This window comes from Gammaproteobacteria bacterium (assembly GCA_013816845.1).
GTDB lineage: Bacteria > Pseudomonadota > Gammaproteobacteria > DSM-16500 > DSM-16500 > Aquicella.
Genome location: JACDDU010000006.1, coordinates 126,280 through 148,537 on the forward strand (window position 1 = coordinate 126,280; position 22,258 = coordinate 148,537).

Genomic DNA, 22,258 nt, shown 5'->3' on the forward strand with positions numbered 1-22,258 from the left:
CATGCTTCTAAATTTGATGAAAGCTATGGTTGCAGTAAAACCTTGCTTGTCGCATGCGATCAATTAAGGCTACTGTAATTTAATGGGGCATTTGTTAAGGGGGTCAAGCTTGTTTTTAACCAAATCCTAAATGTTTTCTTGCACGATGTGGGCTTTGAGCGCTAAGTATTTCTAATAAATATTTATAAGCTTGCAAATCGAATGCAATACATACTTTTTTCTTCGATTCAGGAGTTGGAGATAGATCATCTTCATCATTATAAGCTTGTATTTTTAATGCAGTTTTGCGCTGTGGAAATTTTTCTTGAAATACACTTTCTAGTTTTTCTTTTACTATTTTTGTGATTTGAATATCAGCACAAACAATGCTTAGCGATTCCGCTATTACGTTAACATTAATATTGGCAATACTACCAGATGGAACCCCACATAATTTTTCTATGTCATTGCCATTGTAACCCAATGAAATCATAAGATTCAGTTGTTCAATTTGTTCAACAAAATCTTTATTACTAAAAAATGAATAAATTGAAGCTGAAGGTTTTTCACGTGCTTTATCGATAAGAAGTTTCTCAAGATACTCAATAAATATATTAACATTTTCAGCTTCTAGTATAATGGCATCATCAGCGTATTCATACTTCAAACCTGGAATATCACTTAATAACTGATCCAGCCGATTCAAATATTTTATATTATTTTTTTCTTCCACGACTAAAGCATCTTCATAATTTATAACTGTAAATTTTGCAAAACCATGTGTTTCTTTAAAAGGTATGATATTTGCTTTAAAAAATAATTGATTGATGATAATTGCTATACGTTTCGCTTTATCTTGAATAATCTCATCATAATCTTCACTATCTTCATCAGTCTGACTCATATCATTTCTTAACATAACAACCTCGTTCAATTCATATTTAAAAAAGTTAATTTTCTGAGTTTCGGTAATAGTAGCTTTTGAGCAGCAATAATTAAAGCGATGTATGAGTAAACCCAGCGAGATCAGAATGAATAAATGGGTAATAATTTATAAATTTCATATAATCAATGAATTAGGTCATTATCATTGCATTATTATTGTGCGGAAGGCACAAAAAAAGGACGTATGCAGCGTGATCTTAAATTGCTTTGCTACCTCGCTTTTAAAAGAATTATTAATCCTAAAATTGAGTAAAGGCTTCAATGTAAGTTGGTAGTTTATCCTTTGTCGTTGGCTCTAAAATATTGGCACCTCGGTGGTCATTTTCACAAAAAATAAATGCTGTACCAAAGCTAAGTTTAATTTCGTTTTCATAGACTTGCGGGGTAAATGGTTGCTGAAGTTTGAGAAGGGGATTTTTGTATTGGATATGGGTGAATATCAAATAAAGGCATGAACTTTCATTGACCACCCATTTCACATGCTGCGGTACTGTTAGAAAGCGGCTTCATTCTAATTCAAATTAAGCCGCTCTATGGTGATTAATCAGAGCGCGCTCTACATAAAGAAAATTAGCGTTTATTTAACTCAACTGAAAATCTCGCTTCTTTGTAACGCACTGTACAGCCATTATCGTTACAAGTTAACTTTACATTTGGTATATTGATCACTTTTCCATTTTCACACAATAATGAAAGTTCACTTTGTCCGAACTTAGACTCAATTAACAATGCATAATTTATGCCAGTAGTGTGTTTTACTTCAGCGGACGTTGCATGAGTGCAACCATCGTATTTCCTACAATCTTTTGGATTTTTCAATGTAAAGCTACCTTCCCAATGACCAGGTATTTGCAAGCAAATGTCATTGAAAGCAGCAGCATTGGATTGCGTTGCAGCGATAAGTGTAAATGAAAATAATGTTACTAAGAGGTTTTTTTTCATGAAAAATCCTTTTTAAGTGTTATTGATCTATCTCAGATCTAACTTTAAGCGGCCTTCGCAAATACACTAAATATATGAGTGATTATTACGAGTCAAGAACATATTAAAAAATATTAATTCTTAATTGGACTTTAGTAAAAATAACACCATAATTCAAGAAAATTAGCTATGCCATAACTTAAACTCTATCTAGCTTAAAACCAATCCACCTTTGTTAATGTAAAAGATAACCCCAGTCCCTAACTTTTGTTTAACTTCATCACTTAAAATTAATGTCACCCATTATTTTTGAAGTGCGGTGAGCCTGTATTAATAACTGAGTATATAATCAAAGGCGCTTCATACCCTTTGTTAGCATTTAAACGGATGTTATCGATTCTATAAAACAAGGGTGCGCGGACGATCACAAGTGGATTCATTCAAAGTACCACCAAAGGTAACTCAAGCGATATGATGAACAATTCGCCAACGTTACATCTTATGCAGTTAAGAATGGCAAGATAATACCATGAAGTCTCTGGACAAAATATTCCATAACGGAATCAATACATTCTTCACCGTGCCATCGGATGAATTTATTTTTATGTTGATAGTAAGCATCCGTGCGCATGATCGTAGATTTCAGTCACATTCCTATGTTAATTGATTATACGCTGGTTTCTCTGCTGCATCTTTTTCTGAATAATTTTCAATTAAATCGGTAAACTGGTCTAGAAATTTATCCGCCCCTGATTTTTGATTGTTAAAAAAGCAAACGTTGTAATTAATTTTTACCTGAAAATTGTTTGGTTGCGCATCTGACCCGTTTGCAGATTCTGAAGAAGATAAGTTTACCTTCATGCCCTCTAAGGTTGTTCTTAAAGATGTTAGCGATTTTTGTAGACGTTCGTCGATCATAATATTTTCTAATACATCTAAGATTATCAAATCAATCTTAAAAATTTCTGTCAAATTAAGTTTATGTACCTGAAATTTATCAAAAGTTAACATAGATTGAACATCATCGTAAAGATTTGCGGCAAAATTATTAGAATCAATTTTATCATCTCTAGTTTCGCTTAGCTCCCTACTTAAATTATTAATCTGTTTATTAATAAGTGGAGCTATTAATTGGTGATTATCCGCTGAATTTTTAAATTTATCGTTAAATTTTTCGAGTAATTCCGCAGCTGTATTTAGTGAATCTCGTCGAACAGAAGTTAGCTTAATGCATTCCCCGAGGAGCATATCCTCATCCTTTACAGGAAGTTTTGCAATTAACGTAATATAATCATTAATGTCTATTTGCTCAAATAAATGCATACTTACCCAAGGCTGACTTAGGAAAGAAAAGGCTTGTGTAATTTTCCCAACGTCCATAGTTTCAATATTTTCTGCACTTTGAAAGTGGTTCGTAAGCTTCGCAAAAGTTTCACTACTTACAAGTCCCAACAAATGTTTTGTACTTTCATTTCCTGCTAAACAACCAAAGCCGTAAAAAAGAAAAGACAGCCAAAATGCCTTTTTCTCAAAAATGGGTGTGTTATTAAATTGTTTTAAGCAGAGCATAGTGAGCCATTCAATATCATCTGCAGTGATTTCAGCAAGTAATTCTGGAAATTTTTGTGCAAGGGAACCTAATAAAAATATTAGATTCGCAATGACTTTTGGCGAATTATATTCATTCATCTGCGTAAATACGCCGGAAGCAAGACGTGCAACATTTTCGGGTTTTAGGGTAATATTTAATAACTCATTCGGAGCCTTGATTAATCCTATGAGAACCGCGGTAAGTTCTTCCTGATTAAGTTTATTAATTCGTTTAAGCGAATCACTGATTGAGGAACGTTTTACTGGTAAATTGTCATCAACTGGTAAAGCACGTTTTCGATTAGATAAATTATTATTGTTATTATTATTGCTCGGTGCGGTATTACTAGACTTGATTTGGTATTTTTTGTTAACCCTTTGCATACTCACCTTCTTAATGTGTTCAAATAATTCAAACAAGTCTACATACCCAAGCTTAAGAGATTATTATTTATCGCAATAAGAGAATTGCACCGTAATAAACGTTACCGAAAGGCTGTGGGTAAGTAGCTGAAAACAAGTCGATGCGCCCGTATAGATGTTGCCGAAGGGAGATCAGTAATCATGGGGCAATTAAATATGAGCGGTATCAAACATCTAAAAAACGTTATTTTAGAACAAGCCACAAGCGTAAGTCAGAAATTCTTAATGAGTTTTGCGCCACTAGTGGTTTGCATCTTAAACACGTTATCCGTCTTCGAACCCGCACAATTGGAAAGAAAAGCCTGCAGGTCGTAGAAACGGTTTATACCCAATATTACTTATTCCTGAGTTTTCGATAAATTATCATGTCTAATTGCCACCTAGTTACCGACTCCATTTGTACCATCTATTTTGACGCAACGACTTGTTTCTAGCTATTCCTTCTCAGCCTTTGGGTAACGTTTAATTTGGCGTAACTCAGTGTCACATAAGACCTTTTTGCTTCAGTTTACGTTAATATAAAAGAGGTAAAATATATGAAATTTTTGGGCTTTCATATGTCTCCTCGAAAAACTAAATTCAATGATGATAAAGTAGATGATACGTCTTCTCAGGAAGAAAATTCAAATTCTGCTTTCGCTACAGAAGTTGAAGTTGAATCTTTGTTAGAGATTTTTTCTCTTTGCGATATTCCTAATGATGTGTTTATTGAAATTGTTAAGCACTTACCTCGTAATGAATTTTTTAATATCAAGAAAGTTAATCGCCGATTTAAAAATATTATAGAAACAGCAGAGGAAAGACATATTTCTAGCTTAGTATCCTCTCCTTATTCGACGGCTTTTTTTTGTGAATTTTGGCCGCGCAGAAATTTTTATGTGGATAATAGATCTTTAGTATTTTACGAAAAGGCTAATAATTGGCAGCCTGCAACACTAGAACCCGAGAGATTTAAAGAAATCAAAGAGCGATTCTCTAATCGAAGCGAAGATCAAATTAAACTTTTTTGTAGCAATTTTTTTTATGCTCTCTTTTATTGTATAAACCATAATAAGGAAGACTACTTTATAAAATTAACAAAGGATCACTGTGCATTTATAGATTTATATCAATTCTTTACTACCATTAAAACTAGCAATGATCAAACCTTCTGGGAGTTAGCATATCTTAATAAATCAAAGTTTATTTTAGATGCAGCTTTTGCCCAAAAAAAGAGATATTGCCAAGCACATAATTCTGGCCAAGTCCCAGTTGTGATGGAATATCTAAAGAAAATGATTTCTTTAGATGGTAAAGAGCTTTCAGAATTAGAATGGGCTGTTGTTTGTAATCAAATAGATTATATAAAGCAACATTTTCCAGATCACAAATCAGAGTCTAATCAATCTTTATTATTACATGCAGTCGAAAACGGACATGTAGAAATGCTTAAGTATTTATTGGAACAGGGTATAAAGCCAAACCTTCCAATCGGCCCAAATCAGGAAACCGCTTTAAGTTATACGCGAAATCCAGAAATTCTTGCGACGCTATTGCAGGATAGAACTTTATCTTTTCCAGATATTAATCTTGTTTTTAAATTAGCTATTAAAAATAATCATTCCGAAATTTTTTCAATACTTCTTGCTGATCCACATATCAATATCAATGCAGTTGGTCAGATTCACAATGATGATATTCATTCAGATTCGACGTTGATGATTGCCATAAAGTACGAGCGAATAGAAATGATAAAATCATTATTAAAAAATAAGCTGCTTGGCATAAATATGCCTACTGTAGATGGGGGATCTCCACTACTATTTGCAGTTAAAAATGGCAAAAAAGAAATTGCAGAATTGTTGCTTGAAGATCCAAGAACTAATCCAAACTGCATGGATGGTGAAAGTGCTTTACATTTTGCTTGTCAACACGGCAATCTTGAGATGTTAAAACTTTTACTTAAAAATCCTCGGGTAAATATTAATTTACAAAACTCGAACGGAGCAACTGCATTAATTCTTGCTGCTGTTAATGGGCATGAAGAAATAGTAAAATTATTATTATCACAACCAAAAATAAATCCTAATATACGTATGCGCTATTCTTATAACCAACCATTGTCAGAGCATGACTGTGCACTTTCTGCTGCGTTAAGGCGACGCCATCTTAAAATTGTAGAATTATTATTACAAGACAAAAAAATTAATCCAAATCTTCCGAAGAATGGTTGTACAGCATTAATGGATAGCGCATATGAAAATTTTGCAGCATTTCAGGTAATCATCAGACATCCCCACATTAACCCAAATATAACTGATGGTTGTGGTTTAAATGCTTTGGACTATGCTTTAAATAAAAGAGATCTAAAAAATGAAGATTTACAAAATCAGGTAAGTATTATTCAAAAGCTATGTCAAGAAAAGTAACTTTCATAGTATATATTCAGCTTTGGAAAGAAATAATCCCCACCCTTATATTCAGAACATGGTGACCAGCCTTTCAAAATTGTTAAGTTCTAATGATGATCATCATTTATTGCGTTATGGGTTAACATTCAAACAGTTAGTCGATTTAAAACCAATTTTATATACTGCCTTCATAATTTACATAAGAAATAATATTGAAGATGATGCAATGAAAATTAACTTATTAAAGCAAGCTAAAGATCCTCAAATGGTTTTAGGTAAAATATTTGCAACCCGAAGGAATTTTCCAGTCAAAAAAACATCAACTATTTTGAAAATAGAGAAAGAAATTGAAAAACTAGAAAATAAACCATCATCAAATAGGAAGCAGCATTGCGGATTTTTTAATTTTAGTATTTGGTCATTTAATAGTAGTAAAAATAATTCTTTTACTCTTGCAAAAGTTAAAGTGGAAAAGATTATTCGAGCGAATAGATGAAAATAAAAATCATTGATGCTGTTGTTGGCAATTATACATTTTATCTTTTTAGTTTAAATAATTAATTATATAGATAATTGAACAAACACTTAATTTTATTCATAAAAATTTCACCCTAATGAACTAGATAGAGCGACTAAAATGAACCTGACCTCCGCATCTCCTGCAAATGATTAAATTGATAATAAACTGAGCATTGATATCCTATTAAATTTACTGCACCCCAAGATTTCACACTCATTATTTAAACTTATAAATATGAAACGAATGTAACGTGAGGAAAGAAATAGAAAATCTAAAATCCGAGTCAGCAAAGACAACCAAGTTGCAAGAAAAGGTGTTAAGGCTCGAATTGGAAACTAATAAAAAATTAAAAAAATCTATCTCAAAATTAGAAAAGAAAGCATGGCTTTATGCAAATTATGTTACAACTGACTAAAAAAGAAGAAAAAACAAGGACACTGACGTTTTCCATAGCTATCCTTAATTAAGCTCATTCACTTAAGCAGCGAGAATAGGGGTCAAAATATAGACATGATCAAGATCGTATTTTATTACCCGTAATGTTGGAAAAGCACTACGCCAAGATTATAATTCCAAAGATTAATAGTTGCCCCCCTACAACTTATCGACAATAAGCGCACCCACCACCCAAATACAACACCTTAGGTGAGTTATTTTAATGAGTAAGCCAAATTCTGTGATGAATATTGGTGATAAAATGATAATTGGATGATAGCAACATTATAGAGCTTATTGCAGGAGGTCATATGCTTAAGTACGTATTTGCTTGGTTTTTAGGTGTTCCTCTAGGTGTGTTAATAATTATTTACTTACTATTCAATGCGTTTTAAGGAGATGACCATGCAGAATTCTTTTCATGATGAAAAAGTAGATCATATTGTATGTACACAATATTTTTCTTGGACACCCATTCTGATCGGGGCCCTTGTAGGCGTGGGTTTAGGCTTTTTACTGGATCTGTTCGGCAAAGGAATTGGCTTGTCGCTTTATACCAATGATACGAATGGCGCTACCATACTAGCTGTTGGTGGATTTCTCGCGTTATTGTTTGGCGGTTTCATAACCATGTTTGCGGCGGGGTTTGCCACAGGTTTTTTTGCGGGACCCAGATGCAGTGAGAGGAACTATGGGGCTGTTTATGGTTTTGTCGCTTGGTGTTTAAGTCTTATTTTAGTCGCGTGGTTTTCCACAGGTGTTGTTGGATCTGAGTATATGAAATCAGATTCCAGAATGTTCACGCCAGCAACTCAAGAAATGTCGGCTACCACCGAAAGGGTGACGACTCGTTTACATCCTGCAACTGATGCAAACGACACACGCGCAGAAAAACAAGTAAGAGCCACTGGCATGCTTTCCTTAGCAACATTTATTATCTTCTTTATTGGAGCTTTAGGAGCAAGTTTTGGTGGTTATTTTGGTTTTTATTACTGGGATAAGTGGGAAACAGAAAGAAAAGCGCGATTATAAAATATTAATCTTTCACCAGGTAATTTTTACCTGGTGAAAAGGTTTAAATTCGAATACTTGTTTACTTACTTTAATTAAAATACAGTTAGTATGGCAAATGATACTGGTTATATTATTCACAGCGCTAAACCTTTAGACGGCTCTATCGCAAAAGTTATCGATATCATAAGTCCGAGGTAATGTTATTGATTCACGCCTAACTCAATCAAGCAGATCAGTATGCTTTCTTCCTAAGATCCCAAATGCCAAAACTTTATTAAGACAATAGATCAAATTAGCAGCTCGAGGGTGAGAAATAATGGAAATTCAAGATTATTCGGCCATTAGGAAACCTGGAACTCCTTGTTGCTCGTTTTAACTCCAGTAAGAATTTCTTAAGTTTATTGATATTTCATACAAATACTTTCTTTGTAGAACAACAATTAGAGCATAAAGTAAGGGTACTAATTTATCCTTAAGTTATATTGCATATACTATAATTTTTCCATGAGTATACACATATGCTTCGTAAAAATAGTGATGACTTTTCAACCGATGATTTTATTGCGGTTATTAAACAAAAACGTAACGCAAAACAAATTCAAAGTTTTGTTCAGGAAAATGCAAACAATATTTATGCTCTTAGTGCATCAGAGCAAACTCACCTTATAGATGCTCTGATAACTCATCATCAGCTTAGAGCTCTACGAATTATGTGCGCATCGGTAAAGGATTGTGTTTTACATGCTTTTATAAAAAAATATAGCTTGGCTAAAAATGAAATTGAAGAAAGACGTTTGAAACTTTTTCAAGATGCATTAGCGATAAGAGACCCTGGCATCACTTTATTTACACAGGCAATAGCAGATAAACAATGGGATGCATTAGCCCTTTTGATCCAAGATGATAATGTAGGGCGAGCGTTTAGCCAACAAAATCGAGATTTTCAAAAAAAATATCTGGACCGCTTACTAAACGATTCTATAAAATCCATCAAAATTAAATTTGAAGCATTCTATATAAAATGGGTTGACTCGACCTTACTTAAGGACTTGCTTGAAAATGAGATGAAAAAAACAGATGGACACAAAGTAAAACTGAATCGAACCATACTTAAAAATAGTCTTGCGGCAAAGACAAAACAAAATAACAATGATGATAACCAAAACAACAATAATTGTAATAACAATAATCAAAAGCATCACACTGATAGTATCAATGATTCAGGAGTTAATGAAGATAAGCAAAAGCGGCTTAAACGCAAACGTTCCGCTGAAAGTACAAGTCAAGATGAGTTAGAAGATTTGCTATCAGATAATTTAAAAAATATTCAAGGTAAACTTGATCAAAACCCGTCACTATTGAAAGCTATAAGCAAAGACCAAGTTTTTCAAGAAAAATTTATATTCAAGTGTTTGACTCACACTCATTTAACATTACTTAGGAATGTACAACGTCATTTAAGTAATGAAGCATTTGAACGAGTACTTGAAAGGCGAAACAAAACAAGAGCTGAGATTAAACAAGAAATGAAAGACAATGCATCAAAGCCGGAACATTTACAAAAATTAGAAATCAAAATGATGAATTTAGAAGTTAATATCAGCAAATTGGAAGATATAATGAAAGATTGTCCTATAAGAAAGCCTTCAAATGTAAACAATAATAACCAAGGACAGGCTACTGAAAATATTAATAACACCAAAAGTAAAGTAAATAACAACCCGGGATCTAAGCCCACTTCGGGTCCTAGGACTACAAATAGGAAAGGGTTAGAAAACCTGGTGATAGAAAAAAATGACATGAATATTCGAAGTAAACGGGATCATAATTCTTCATTAACAATCGACAGTACATCATCGGATGAAAGGTTAGAAAAGTTAAAGAAAACTGAGAATAATTTAGACACTACCATTCAACAATTGGAAATAATTGTTCGGGACCGTCGTATAATAAATAATACGATAGACGCAGAATTGACAAATAATCAAAACGCCAATTTTTCTAACCAAAAATGCGAGGATAATAATTTATCTAGTCCATTTGGTCTTTTCTATCATCAGCCAATTATTCCTCCTGTTAATGCATCGGGATTACATCAAGCGTTAAATGTTGCGGATGCTAAGGGTGATAATGCTGAGTTATATTCCCTCCAATTCAATCAATCATCTGCACTTGAAAAAGAGGAAGATAATAGTAAAGAAAATATCACAGAAGAAGTAAACTCCTCTAATGAAGATCCTGAATATTTCAATACGAACATGTTCTTCACAAATAGTGAGAGTGATGAGGAAGATAATCTGGGTAATTCTTCCACCTATCGATTAAATTCTTTTGGAAAGTAGTGCTCTAAAGCATCATTCAATACTTAAGGTAAAAGTCTGTCCGCGATCAATGGCTGCGGCAATATTGCCATGCAAACGACGTAAGGAAATATATTTTTAGCTCTGACATCATGATGCATTGGTAAATCTAGATTCAAATATAAGAGAAACAGGTTTACAAATGCAGGTGATAATCTATATCGTATTTAGCTAGAACGACTTTATGGAATATTCTTTGCAATATCGGCCAACACGTCTAACATTTCTTGATCAGATAGATTATTTGCTTTCACAGCATGATTATAAAGTATCTAATTATTCTCACCATAAGTTGTCTGGATGAATCATTCATTGGCTGAATGAAAAATTAATGTAAAAGAATTGGCATTGCTGCAGCATCTTTATTCAAAATAATAATGCAAATAAAAAATTCACACTCTATTTTTAAAAATAACGCATAGAAGTTTATTTTTTTTAATTATTTCTTTAAAAGATGATATTAATGATATTATCGAGGTAAAAAATCGGACGCAAATGAAAGTTTATGGGAATCAATAATCTAATTGACGGATACTAAAACTTTACTTATTGGGCTCATCGTACATTTCTACTATTCGAGGCATTGGGCGGTTGTCTAGCAACGACGGTCTACCGCCCATTTTTCCTCTATTTCTTGCAGTTTTAATCCGGCTTGGATTCGCTCTTAATTAAATCCAGCTTATACTCAGTTCGTGCACAAAACATGTGAAAGATAAGCTTACCGCCACGCAAACGCCTGGCTTATTCTCCCTATTGGATAGACCTATATAATATAGTCGGGGATTAACTATATTCTTTATAGGAAGGCTCATAAAGAAAGAGTTTTAGGTGCTGGATCGGAGGTCTCTATCATTGTAGGTTTAGTTGAAAACATCCTGTTGCTATAAGGAGATGCAGCTGATGCTTTCAGTTGTTCCTTATAATTAACTTGCAAGGTTTCAATTTTTTGCTGTTGTAGCTTTACGATCTCTAACAATCCTGTGATTGAAGAAGTTAAATGTTCGACTTGACCCATCAAGGCTGATTGAGAATCTTGCAGAGATTTGCACGTATCCTGCAACAACTTAATATTGTGGGGCCCTATACGCATATCATGGGTATGAGCTGAAAACAGGTCACTTATTTCGTACCCAAGTTCTTGTGGAGTACTTCCATCCTTGTCTTTAATGTTAGGATCCGCGCCGTATTGCAATAAAGTAGAGATAAATTGTTTTGCATGACGACATTGTGCTGCTTGATGCAATGGTGTCCTACCATAATTATTTTGTGCATTGACATCAGCACCTGCTGCCACCAGCAAATGAATCATTTGGATTCGAGATTCTAATTTGGCTTCATCTTTAATAAAAAGATCATCAACAGCATAATGTAAGGGGGTATTCAAAGAGCAATCGATGGGATTAGGATCCACCTGTTGTTGTAACATGTATTTTATAATTTCTGGTTTTTCGTAAATAGCAATATGCAAAAAACTTGCCCTAGTTCGATTTTCGGGAACATCACACACTTTATCAAAACATCCTTCTTCAAAATTGCTTTGAGTTAATAATTGCACATTTCCAGATGTAATTGCTTCATATAAATTTGCATCAGAGGCCAAATGATATTGTGTTAACTCCTGTTGCAATTGGATATTTGGCGTGAGGGTTTTATCTGTCAGAGGTTTATGTGAGGAATAATCATCATCATGGTTTTGAAGATAAGTTTCTATATTCTTTTTTTCATAAGTAACGCCCGCAGTAGTCGTTACTGGATTAAACATGATTGAACGTTTATTAGGTTTTCGTGAATTAGGAATGATCCAACTCGAAACCCGGTCCTGAATGCTGATGGGACATTCAAATTCGTAAGGAATAAAGATTTGTGGCATTTTTATATACTTCCTATATTGGATAGCGAGAGAGCTTAGCTGAATTATACTCAAAAATATATAATGAGTTTTAGCCTATTCATCCACCATAGCTCAAACGTTAGTGAGCATGAACAGCATAGGCGAGGTTATAAATAGCGGTATGGAGGGAGCGATGGTTTTTGAACTTTAAGAAGGGTTCATCCATTGTTTGTAACTTCATATCGTAATTGAATTAAGCCATTGGAATAAGCATGAGAAGATGCTAAATGACACCATGACTCATGCAAGATGTTATTAAAAAGAGGAATACCTGAACCAAGGATGATTGGAATAATGGAGATAATTAATTCGTCAATTAATCCTTTATTCAAGAATTGGCTAATGGTTTTACCTCCATCTACATAGATATGTTTTATGCCGTCTGAATGAAGTTTATTAATTAAATGATCGATGTCACCGCTATAAATTTCTGCTTTATCACAAACAGATGATAGGGTAGAAGTGAGGACAATCACTCGTTTTCCTTGATATGGCCACACGATTGCTCTTGATGCAATTTTATAAGTATTTTTACCCATTACCAACGCATCAACTTGATTCAAAAATTTCTTAAAGCCATAATCTTCATTAAGATTATCTGACGGTGGACTGAATGTCTCTAACCAATCTAAGCCGTCATCTTTTTTGGCAATATAACCATCAATACTCGTGGCAATGTAAACGGACATTTTTGATCTTTGTTTATTAGTATTCATTAACCTATCACTTTTTAAAATAATTTTTTGCCGTTGGGTACCGCCGGATCAACCGTGATTAAACACACATCACCAGCAGCATCAGGAAAACCAACCCATAGAAAATTGAGATGTGAACCCTGCAATATTTTTTCTTGCTTATTTACACATCTCACTACTTGTTATCAGGCATTCTGGAGTGTAATGTGTTGTTTTACAAATAAAATATAAATCCTGACGAAAATTTTGCAAAAAGATATGAGAGTATTAGAGAGGAGCTGCCATCCTGATTACAGGTATGCCCGTGCCTTCAATACGGTATCTAAGCCCAAATTTGCGAATTTGTATGTAGCTAGTGTCAACACTAATATTATTAATAAAATTACACTTGAATAATAATATCTAACACACAAATCTTTTAATTTGTTGCCATACATCATTGGGAAGCTTGCTATTTAATTCACTTTTAGCTTTAATTCTCGCGATCTGAATAGGCACAGCAATATTTGCTTTAAATTGGTCGATAAGCGGTAACATGTCAACCATACGGTGTTGCGTTACACCTTTCTCCTCTCCTAGAGTTCGTATTCCATCTAGCTTAATTAAGATTGCGATTCTATTTTCTAAAGGAAATCGCTTGCTCAAATCATATAAGCGCTGATAAAAATGACGGACAGCAAACCATTTTTTATCTGCTATCATTTCAAGCATTTTCTCAATGATTCCAATTTTATTTTTATCGTCAATATTTAGCTTTAGTAATACGTGGCGCACATCACAACGTGATAAATAATCTTCTTGATTAGAGTCAACGATCTTAAGTAAATTTTCAATTACTTCTCTCTGTTTATCTTCAGGAATTTTCTGTTCCTCTAATGCTACAGAAGCAGGCTCCCACAAATTGCGATGAGGAGTCTTAATCATCATTATTAATGTCTCAATGACTTCGTTCCGTAACGTCTCGGAAACCTTCATTTTACCTAAGGCAACATTAGCAGATTTTCGTATAACCCAATTTTGCTCTACCATCCCTCTCAACAATTTGCCAAAGACCTCATTTTCCTTACTCTCAGGAATTTCCACTTTACCTAAAGCTTCATAAGCCGCTGCGCGCACCTCTGTGTGCCCATCTTCTGTTTTCACTAATAGGTTTTTAACGATCTCATTCTCATGGGATGGAAGATCTATCGCTCCTAATAATTTACAAGCAGATTCACGAATTCTATAATCTTGATGATTAATATTCTCTAGAGAATTTTCCAACACGATTTGTTTTTGATCTTTAGAAATATTTAACTTACTTAACGCATAACAGACACATTGACGAGTGTAATAATTTTCATCTTCCAGCTTCGCATACAATCTCTCAATTATTCCATTTTCATTAGTAAGAAAACTAAACTTACTCAAAGTGTCACTAGCATAATCACTTGCAAAATATCTGCCTTCTATAATGTTTTCTAAAAATTTCTCCTTCAACGCATCTCGTTCATTATCCGGTATCTTGATTTTACCCAATGCGTCATAGGCAGCTTTATAAACATTGTCTTTCTGATCCGCAGTTTTTTCTAGTAATTTACTAATAACTTCATGTAGTTTGAACTCAGGTATCTTCATTTTCCCCAAAACTTTGCAAGCGGCTGCTCGAACATCAGTAGCCGCGTCGGAAGTCTTGGCGAGTAATTTATCAATTACTGCACTCTCCTTACTTTCGGAAATATTTATTCGACCTAACGTTTTGCAGGCCCTCACGCGTATCCATTCGAAATCCAAATTTTGTATTTCGTTATTGTATTCCGTTAATACTAATAATTTTTCAATGACTGCATCTTGTTTATCGACTGAAATCTTCATCTTACCTAATGTTCTCATGGCATATTGAATCTCGCTCCAAACCCCCTCCATTTTTTCAAGGCATTTTTCAATAACTTTATTATTCTTTTCATCGGGAATGTCAGTTCGCGTTAATACTCGCCATGCAGATTCGGACAACAGGGAATTCCCATGATCAGTTAGTATTAATAATTGATCAATAACTACATTTTTTAAATCATTAGGAATTCTCAACCTCGCCAATATGTTACTAGCATTGTCTGAACTGGAAATACTCCCCATCTCCTCTAGTAATTTTCTAATTTCATCCGCATCAACTTTGCTTTGATATAACTTTAAGCTATACAAAATTTCTTCTTGAACAGTGTTCTTACTATCTGTTAGATATAAATTTTCAGCATGGATCGCTTGATAATAATAAAAATAAGCAATGATTAATGGATAGAGTGGACTGTTTTTATAAGGCTGGGTTTTTTTCAAATTTAAGTAGACATTTAATTCTTTCATTAAATCTTTAGCATCACTTATTTTGCTTAATCGAAGGGCAAAATTATCCGGTTCTTTTTCAGAATCAAGATAATGTTCTAAAAGATTACGGAATGTTTGGATGGGTTGCGGAGCATAGTTAGTAGATATGACAAATTCCTGAATAACGCGCTTATACTTTTCTACTAGATCAAATTTTTTGGTCATAAATTCACCAATATTAAAGATTTAAAGTGTTTTATTTTTGCTAGCATTATAATGGTGTGAGCATTTTAAGTCCACTGGTTTGGTTAAAAGTCATACAGGGATAGCCTATTGAAAGCAATAGAGATTTCCGACATCACCCTTCTTAATATGGTAAGTCATTAGACAAAGCGGAAACTATCAACGGGATCGATAAGCCTCAATAGGGTGTTGGATTCAAATATAAGAGAGCAGGTTTACAAAAGCAGTTGGTAATCTATATCGTATTTTAGCCAGAACGACTTGAGGTAAGGCTTCCCTAAATTCCTAGAAAACGGCTGCCATCGCGTGAATAATCAGCGTTAATACATTTCTTAATTCTAATCTCTTATGAGAGTTTACTTATGCAACGATTTCAAAATAAAAATGTAATGATAACGGGGGCAGCTTCAGGGATTGGACGTGCTGCGGCCCTTCGTATTGCCCAGGAAGGAGGGAATTTAGCTTTGTTAGATATTAATCTGACTAAGCTAAAAGATGTGGCTCAAGAATTAAACACTTACGGAAATAAAATTTTTTATTCAAAATGTGATGTATCCAATTTTGAAGAAACAGGTCAAGTTATAGCTACTTTGTGTCAAGAAATAGGTGGTATTCAGGCGCTTAGTCATAATGTTGGTATTCTACGTTGCTATCATACTCATGAAATGACTTTAGAACAGTGGAATGAAGTTATTGCTGTAAATTTGACGGGTACTTTTAATGTTAATAGGCATGCTATTCCCTATCTTTTAAAAAATAAAGTTAGTTATTTAGTTAACACATCATCTAATGCTATAGATCAACCGCATCCCTGGATGTCTGCCTATGCTGCAGCTAAAGGAGCAATCAAATCTTTTACGCGTTCCCTATTTATTGAGTATTGTTTGCAAGGATTGCATGCTAATTGTGTTTTACCAGGAAGCATTAAAACAGACTTAGCTGAAACTTTCATGGTTCCAGAAGGAGGAAATCGTGAACTCATAAAAACTTTGATTCCACTTGGGGAAAGTAAATTAGTAAACCCCGATCATGTTGCTGGGGTTATTGCTTTATTAACCTCTGACGATGCTTTTCATATTAACGGTACAGAAATAACGGTAGATGGAGGCAAAATTTTTTAATTGCATTGGGATCAGCAAAAGACTAAAGGTGTAGTCTAATTACAGAGGAAAGCACTTGCGAATATTTCAACTTTTTCTCGGTTACTACCCAATTTCCTTTGCAATATGAGTACTGAATATCCTGCTCCCCATAGACAATAAACTTCACATCACAAACGGTTTGAATGCCGTTCGCTTAAAGTGATGTTATAACTACTGCTTGACCTAATAAGCTGTTAGATGGAATCACTTCTTTGCTGCATTGCAGAAAGAAAATGGATAGCCGCTGATAAAATCACTTCTTTAAATTAAATGTTGTGTTTAATTAGTGTTTTTTCAATTTGACTCGGTCATTTTTTTTTCAGTGTGCATGACATTAAGGACTCTTAGAAGAATAGCTTTTTTATTTTAAGTAGTGTAACTTCGCCTACCATTGTCATTATGTTTGTATACTATTGTTCTCGTTAACGGAGTCTTAATGATAAAAGTTATTAAATTTGTAACTTTTTTTACAGTATTAAACATTTTTATGTCTGCTTTATATGCCGATACGGTTAATTTAGATGTTTATAACCTTTCACGGTCTTCTATTACCATTGTGAAAGAAGATGGCGACAGAATTTCAATCCCCCCTAATAACACGATTTATAAAATTCCATTTAAACTGAATAGTAAAGTTAGAAATTATATTGGTAACGAATATGAATGTTATTGGGAAATTAAGGATTTTATCCAAGATAAACTATTTGCTCTTGCTTATGGATTGCCGTATGGCGGCAAATGTGTTTACTTTACCACTAAAAAATAATGATTTTAACTGAGTATTCATAGTTTATATATTTGAAAATAAATAAAACAAAAGATTAGGTATCCAAAAATGCACTTTAAGCTAGTTTCACATTTGATTTTTTAAATGAATGTAAACTTGCCTTACAGGAATTTCATTTTGCATCGATGAGAGGCAGATTCAATAAATAAGTGCATCTGCCTCTTTAAATTAAAGATGATCACAAAGTTTTTTTCTAAAAAAATAAAATGTACTATCGCTGTCATATCCATCATAAATATGTTCAATTTTATACTTCATTTTTTCGTAAAATTCTTTAGCTTGCCAATTGAAAGTGTCAACAGTTATATAACGACAATTATTATCTTTAGCAAAGGATTCAGCTTTTTGAAGCAGCTTACGGCCAAGTCCTTTACCCCTGGCTGACTCATCAACCCAAAGTAATTTAATATATAAATATCCATACATTAATACGCCGGTACAACCGGCTATTAAGCCTCCAGAACTGTCATGTGCCATGAATCCAAAAGGTTCAAAAGAAGTTTTACCAATCTTTTGCTTTGCATGCCTTTCTAATCCTTGATGAATAGTTCCAACTTCGTGGGCCGAAGGTTCAGCTGTAAAATTAATGGTATAACTCATTTGTAATCCCTCTGAACAAAACGTTTGACATAGCAATATCTTAAGTTTTTTCTAGGCCTATTATTTAATCTATTTATAGTTAACACAAGCTTAATCAGTCGCATTCTGAGAGTAAAATATTTTTTAGGTATTGTAAGATTAGTCCATTCGTAATATTCATTTAGATCTCTTTCCCAAGAAGAAAAGCAATGCAAGATTAAATTTTGCATTCAAGTCTCTGCTAGTCTGTAATTACCTGTCCAAGGAAAGATGAAAGCTACGAAAATCGGAATGATTGATTGTCATGCTGCCATATCTGTAAGTTCTTTGTATCAACTAAGGTAAATGCTTTGCCGTTTTTACTTGCATATCCTCGTCTGTCTATTGATTAATTTTAATGTTTAGTTTCATTTCAGGATTAGAATAAGAAAAATAAATTTTATATTACTTGTTTCACTCGTGACAAAGATTAAAAATCATGTTGGTGCAGATGTTTTTTTATGATTAACATTCCCATATCAAAAAATATGCATTTGAAAATGGAAATGGTAAGATTCGTATAGATTTTCAGCGTATTTTAAATGCAAAATTATCGCCAAACCGCAATCACCATTAAAAAAACGTTAATAGATCCTTAAAATGCTTAATTATTCAATAGCTATAGACGTCTTTATGAACAGGGCTTCTGATATGATTAGAGATAAGAAACTAATAAATGAACAAATATTCCGATGCCAGTCTGTAGATATAAACTACATCGAAGGACCCGCTAATGGTTCAAATATTTTATTACTTCATGGAGGATGTAGTCGCTGGCAATCTTTTCTGCCAATTATTTCTGATTTAATAACCAACTTCAGGGTGTATGCTATTGATTTTCGAGGTCATGGTAAATCAGGTCGGACAATTTCCTATAACGTCCAGGATTATGTACAAGATACATATTTATTTATCAAAGAGCATATAAAAAAACCCACAATTATTTTCGGAAATTCATTAGGAGGAGTGGTTGCAATTATGACAGCCGCTTATCATCCTGAGTTAGTACGAGCAGTTATTATAGGTGATGCGCCTATCTCAATGAAAAGTTTTCGAAATCTTATTGATAGTCAACGTGATTTCGCCGATCAAATTATTAAGTGGTTACGCACCAATCAAATTACAAATATTTATAAAAAGTTAAAAGATGATCATTTTGCTGAAAGTTTAAGTCTTTGCGATCCTGACATGCTTGTTGCAATGTTTGATCAATTTGAATTCACCTTTCGAGAATATTCGATCAATGAATTATTCCCATTAATAATTTGTCCAGTTTTAGTTATCCGCGGTTGCTTAGAACGAGGCAGCTTAATTACTGATTCTGACATGAATCAGGCATCAAAGCTGCTAACCAGCGTCTCTCAAGTTCAATTACCTAATGTTGGCCATTCTCTTATGGAAGATAAATTTTCTGTGTTGAAGGAAATAAATTTTTTCATAAATGCATTAAATAAGTCATTAATCTAAGAAAAAGCAACTAGGTAAACCCAAGCGTTATATCAATTTGCATTTTTTAGCTTCCATCTGCGGACTTGAAAATAAGGATGTGTCTTGACCCGTTGGCTTATTTTCAAATTTCTTATAAATGGAATGTAAGGCCACTGAAGCATTCGCTCTGCGCTGTTGTTTAATAGACTCAAATATCTTTTTTGCAATACTTTGAGTATCACTAGTTTCCAGATAACTTAAAACGAGAGATTTAGTTTTATCATTTAGATTACTTTCATCAATAATGTAGTGATAATTTAAATTCGCCGTATGCTGTAGAGAGTCTTCATTGAATTCCATTTGTTTATTTCGTAATAACTCATTAAACTTGTTTTCAAATGCTAGGTATTCACTGGGTTGCAGACCATAGATCACAAGCTGCTCCACGGCAGTACAAGAACTAGGACCAAACTTTATTATAGGGTTATCTCCATAATTAATTCTTATATTTGAAAGATTAAAAATAGAGAAAGGAATATTGCCATCAGGCTTATTAATGATGCCAATTGCATGTAAATGATTAGGAGTATCCATGTGGGCTATTTGAAATTGATAGTATAGGCAAGATGGCACTAATATTTCTTCAATTTTTAAATTTATTTCAAGATGATGATCGTTTAACATCTTTTTATTAGCGGTTATGATGTTGCAAATAAAATTAAAAATTTCGGTATTTTCAAAGGAATAACTTTTATTTTTAAAAGATCGAATTAAAAAATCATTATGCGTTTGCGCTTCTTCTATCGAATATCGATTGTTTATTATTTTTTCTATAATGTTTTTTTCTGAGTCTAATAGCGTTCGTAACATTCCAGTAGTCATTTCATCGTGGGGCGAGCGTACGCTAGTCATGAAGATTTATTCCTATTTTAATTATAGTTTGTAGAAAAGATGGCCTACCTTGAACAACTGATGCATTTTAAAAAGTTAATGATTTTTAAGCAATCTCTATTAAAAATTATTACATCAATGAAGCCATCATATTAAATACAAAGAAAAAGATGAACAATAAATCATCGTTGCTGGTTTAACTGAGGTAGATGTGCAAGATACTGATAGTACATCTTACTTATTAATTATATTGAGAGAAGGGCAGGATTTGCATGCAGTATCACGAATATATAGCGGAAGTTTATCAAAGAATTGCTCCTCATATTAAAAAAACACCCGTTTTGACTTCACCATACTTTGATGAAAAAACTGAGAGCAACTTATTTTTTAAATGCGAAAACCTTCAGTATACAAATGCTTTCAAAGTACGTGGCGCATTTAGCAAAATTATAAATATGCCTAATAAAAACAAGATTATTATTACCGCTTCTGCCGGCAATCATGGATTAGCCGTCGCTTTCGCATCCAAAAAATTTGGCATGAAGGCAATGGTTGTTGTACCAGAATTTGTACCACCATCTCGTATCAATATGATACGAGCGTTAGGAGCAAAAGTGATTGTGCATGGCACAACAATGGACGAATTAAACGCTAAAGTTGCTGAATACACCCAAGATCCTAACTATGTATATGTTCATGGATTTGATGATGATGACATTATCGCAGGACAAGCAACTATCGCCTACGAGTTATTACAAGAAGTTCCTGACATTGACGTCATTGTCGTACCTGTGGGTGGCGGTGGACTTATTTCTGGTATAGCGCAGTATACAAAGTCTTTTAACCCAAGTATCAATGTCTATGGTGTCGAAACAATAGGAGCAGATGCTATGTCTAAAAGTCTGGCAGCTGGCCACATTGTTGCCCTTCCAAAAATTACCTCGGTTGCGATTAGTTTAGGCGTTTCTAAAGTAGCAGAAAGAACGTTTGAAATTGTTAAAAATTATGTCAATAAGATAGTGACGGTTACCGATGAAGAAGCAATCCGTGCATTAAAAGATATTTTAGAAAAAGACAAAATATTTGTGGAGCCTGCTTCTGCCTGTGCCTTATCTGCCGTGATTTCTGAAAAAATACCACATATCGAGGGGAAAAAAGTTGCAGTTATTTTAAGTGGTGGTAATTTTTCTCTCGAACAACTCAAGGCTTATTTATAGTAATTCACATTCATTAAGGAGGGCAGGGCCATCATTGATTGCAGATACGATGAAGCGAAAACTTCAAAACTCGCAAAATAAATTTTTTACTTTATTAGCGCATCAACCAGCTGGCTTTAGTCCACAATAGAGCGGGTATTTTGAATGATAATAAAGTCATAAAAGAGTTCTAAAGTATTAGTGCGATCGTTGCAAGCTAGATAGGCTTTAATGCTTTTCATCATTCATGAGATCAATATTTTTTGGCTAAACTGTAAAACAGGCGCTAAGAGTGGCTGCTTGCGCATAATTTCCTTAAGGATCTAATACTTGAGGGTTAGCCTTAGACCAACTGAAGTGGAATTTTAAGTTTTATACTCATGTCTCATTGGCCCATCGTCAATACCTCGTCAAGTTTAATTTAACCTTAAGCTTAATGCGATAAACTTCCTTCATAAAAAATAATAACGTTTAATTTGTCTGCAAAAC

Annotated in this window: 16 protein-coding genes; 8 read left to right on the top strand and 8 right to left on the bottom strand. The window is 33.7% G+C overall.

What is annotated here, in order from left to right; genetic code table 11:
- Positions 1-115 precede the first annotated feature (115 nt).
- The 3 genes from H0W64_11430 to H0W64_11440 all read right to left on the bottom strand — a co-directional run bounded on the left by H0W64_11430 (position 116) and on the right by H0W64_11440 (position 3,819).
- Positions 116-898: a hypothetical protein gene (locus H0W64_11430; GenBank protein ID MBA3662335.1), complete on the bottom strand. Its 783-nt coding sequence runs from the start codon at positions 896-898 to the stop codon at positions 116-118.
- A 596-nt stretch (positions 899-1,494) separates the two neighbouring features.
- Positions 1,495-1,866, bottom strand: coding sequence for a hypothetical protein (locus H0W64_11435; GenBank protein MBA3662336.1), 372 nt, complete (start codon positions 1,864-1,866; stop codon positions 1,495-1,497).
- A 633-nt stretch (positions 1,867-2,499) separates the two neighbouring features.
- Positions 2,500-3,819, bottom strand: coding sequence for a hypothetical protein (locus H0W64_11440; GenBank protein ID MBA3662337.1), 1,320 nt, complete (start codon positions 3,817-3,819; stop codon positions 2,500-2,502).
- 575 nt (positions 3,820-4,394) lie between these two features.
- Between H0W64_11440 and H0W64_11445 the strand changes: the two genes are divergently transcribed.
- The 4 genes from H0W64_11445 to H0W64_11460 all read left to right on the top strand — a co-directional run bounded on the left by H0W64_11445 (position 4,395) and on the right by H0W64_11460 (position 10,559).
- Complete coding sequence (locus H0W64_11445) at positions 4,395-6,266, top strand: ankyrin repeat domain-containing protein (protein ID MBA3662338.1); 1,872 nt, start codon at positions 4,395-4,397, stop codon at positions 6,264-6,266.
- A 22-nt stretch (positions 6,267-6,288) separates the two neighbouring features.
- Positions 6,289-6,744, top strand: coding sequence for a hypothetical protein (locus tag H0W64_11450; protein MBA3662339.1), 456 nt, complete (start codon positions 6,289-6,291; stop codon positions 6,742-6,744).
- 864 nt (positions 6,745-7,608) lie between these two features.
- Positions 7,609-8,235, top strand: a complete 627-nt coding sequence (locus tag H0W64_11455; protein MBA3662340.1) for a hypothetical protein — start codon at positions 7,609-7,611, stop codon at positions 8,233-8,235.
- 500 nt (positions 8,236-8,735) lie between these two features.
- Positions 8,736-10,559 carry a hypothetical protein gene (locus H0W64_11460; protein ID MBA3662341.1) on the top strand — a complete coding sequence of 608 codons (1,824 nt, stop codon included), beginning with the start codon at positions 8,736-8,738 and terminating at the stop codon, positions 10,557-10,559.
- An 826-nt stretch (positions 10,560-11,385) separates the two neighbouring features.
- Here H0W64_11460 and H0W64_11465 read toward each other — a convergent pair.
- The 3 genes from H0W64_11465 to H0W64_11475 form a co-directional block, all read right to left on the bottom strand.
- Positions 11,386-12,447: an ankyrin repeat domain-containing protein gene (locus H0W64_11465; protein MBA3662342.1), complete on the bottom strand. Its 1,062-nt coding sequence runs from the start codon at positions 12,445-12,447 to the stop codon at positions 11,386-11,388.
- 179 nt (positions 12,448-12,626) lie between these two features.
- The gene (locus H0W64_11470; GenBank protein ID MBA3662343.1) at positions 12,627-13,184 is read right to left on the bottom strand and encodes a dihydrofolate reductase; all 558 of its coding nucleotides are present in this window, start codon (positions 13,182-13,184) and stop codon (positions 12,627-12,629) included.
- A gap of 381 nt (positions 13,185-13,565) precedes the next feature.
- Positions 13,566-15,689, bottom strand: coding sequence for a HEAT repeat domain-containing protein (locus tag H0W64_11475; GenBank protein ID MBA3662344.1), 2,124 nt, complete (start codon positions 15,687-15,689; stop codon positions 13,566-13,568).
- Positions 15,690-16,069: 380 nt separating this feature from the next.
- Between H0W64_11475 and H0W64_11480 the strand changes: the two genes are divergently transcribed.
- On the top strand, positions 16,070-16,828 hold the full coding sequence (locus H0W64_11480) for an SDR family oxidoreductase (GenBank protein MBA3662345.1): 759 nt from the start codon (positions 16,070-16,072) through the stop codon (positions 16,826-16,828).
- Between the two features lie 457 nt (positions 16,829-17,285).
- Complete coding sequence (locus H0W64_11485; protein MBA3662346.1) at positions 17,286-17,615, top strand: hypothetical protein; 330 nt, start codon at positions 17,286-17,288, stop codon at positions 17,613-17,615.
- Positions 17,616-17,804: 189 nt separating this feature from the next.
- On the opposite strand, the gene H0W64_11490 is transcribed toward H0W64_11485, so the two are convergent.
- A complete protein-coding gene (locus tag H0W64_11490; GenBank protein MBA3662347.1) occupies positions 17,805-18,236 on the bottom strand; it encodes a GNAT family N-acetyltransferase in 432 nt (143 codons plus the stop codon).
- Between the two features lie 669 nt (positions 18,237-18,905).
- Between H0W64_11490 and H0W64_11495 the strand changes: the two genes are divergently transcribed.
- Positions 18,906-19,721: an alpha/beta hydrolase gene (locus H0W64_11495; GenBank protein ID MBA3662348.1), complete on the top strand. Its 816-nt coding sequence runs from the start codon at positions 18,906-18,908 to the stop codon at positions 19,719-19,721.
- Positions 19,722-19,748: 27 nt separating this feature from the next.
- Here H0W64_11495 and H0W64_11500 read toward each other — a convergent pair whose 3' ends face one another.
- The gene (locus tag H0W64_11500; GenBank protein ID MBA3662349.1) at positions 19,749-20,552 is read right to left on the bottom strand and encodes a hypothetical protein; all 804 of its coding nucleotides are present in this window, start codon (positions 20,550-20,552) and stop codon (positions 19,749-19,751) included.
- Positions 20,553-20,845: 293 nt separating this feature from the next.
- On the opposite strand from H0W64_11500, the gene H0W64_11505 reads away from it, so the two are divergent.
- Positions 20,846-21,790 carry a threonine/serine dehydratase gene (locus H0W64_11505; GenBank protein ID MBA3662350.1) on the top strand — a complete coding sequence of 315 codons (945 nt, stop codon included), beginning with the start codon at positions 20,846-20,848 and terminating at the stop codon, positions 21,788-21,790.
- The last annotated feature ends 468 nt before the right edge of the window (positions 21,791-22,258 follow it).

Bases quoted from the DNA above. Each gene is read 5' to 3' on its own strand.
- H0W64_11430 (MBA3662335.1), bottom strand. From the start codon at position 898: ATGTTAAGAAATGATATGAGTCAGACTGATGAAGATAGTGAAGATTAT.
- H0W64_11435 (MBA3662336.1), bottom strand. From the start codon at position 1,866: ATGAAAAAAAACCTCTTAGTAACATTATTTTCATTTACACTTATCGCT.
- H0W64_11440 (MBA3662337.1), bottom strand. From the start codon at position 3,819: ATGCAAAGGGTTAACAAAAAATACCAAATCAAGTCTAGTAATACCGCA.
- H0W64_11445 (MBA3662338.1), top strand. From the start codon at position 4,395: ATGAAATTTTTGGGCTTTCATATGTCTCCTCGAAAAACTAAATTCAAT.
- H0W64_11455 (MBA3662340.1), top strand. From the start codon at position 7,609: ATGCAGAATTCTTTTCATGATGAAAAAGTAGATCATATTGTATGTACA.
- H0W64_11460 (MBA3662341.1), top strand. From the start codon at position 8,736: ATGCTTCGTAAAAATAGTGATGACTTTTCAACCGATGATTTTATTGCG.
- H0W64_11465 (MBA3662342.1), bottom strand. From the start codon at position 12,447: ATGCCACAAATCTTTATTCCTTACGAATTTGAATGTCCCATCAGCATT.
- H0W64_11470 (MBA3662343.1), bottom strand. From the start codon at position 13,184: ATGAATACTAATAAACAAAGATCAAAAATGTCCGTTTACATTGCCACG.
- H0W64_11475 (MBA3662344.1), bottom strand. From the start codon at position 15,689: ATGACCAAAAAATTTGATCTAGTAGAAAAGTATAAGCGCGTTATTCAG.
- H0W64_11480 (MBA3662345.1), top strand. From the start codon at position 16,070: ATGCAACGATTTCAAAATAAAAATGTAATGATAACGGGGGCAGCTTCA.
- H0W64_11485 (MBA3662346.1), top strand. From the start codon at position 17,286: ATGATAAAAGTTATTAAATTTGTAACTTTTTTTACAGTATTAAACATT.
- H0W64_11490 (MBA3662347.1), bottom strand. From the start codon at position 18,236: ATGAGTTATACCATTAATTTTACAGCTGAACCTTCGGCCCACGAAGTT.
- H0W64_11495 (MBA3662348.1), top strand. From the start codon at position 18,906: ATGATTAGAGATAAGAAACTAATAAATGAACAAATATTCCGATGCCAG.
- H0W64_11500 (MBA3662349.1), bottom strand. From the start codon at position 20,552: ATGTTACGAACGCTATTAGACTCAGAAAAAAACATTATAGAAAAAATA.
- H0W64_11505 (MBA3662350.1), top strand. From the start codon at position 20,846: ATGCAGTATCACGAATATATAGCGGAAGTTTATCAAAGAATTGCTCCT.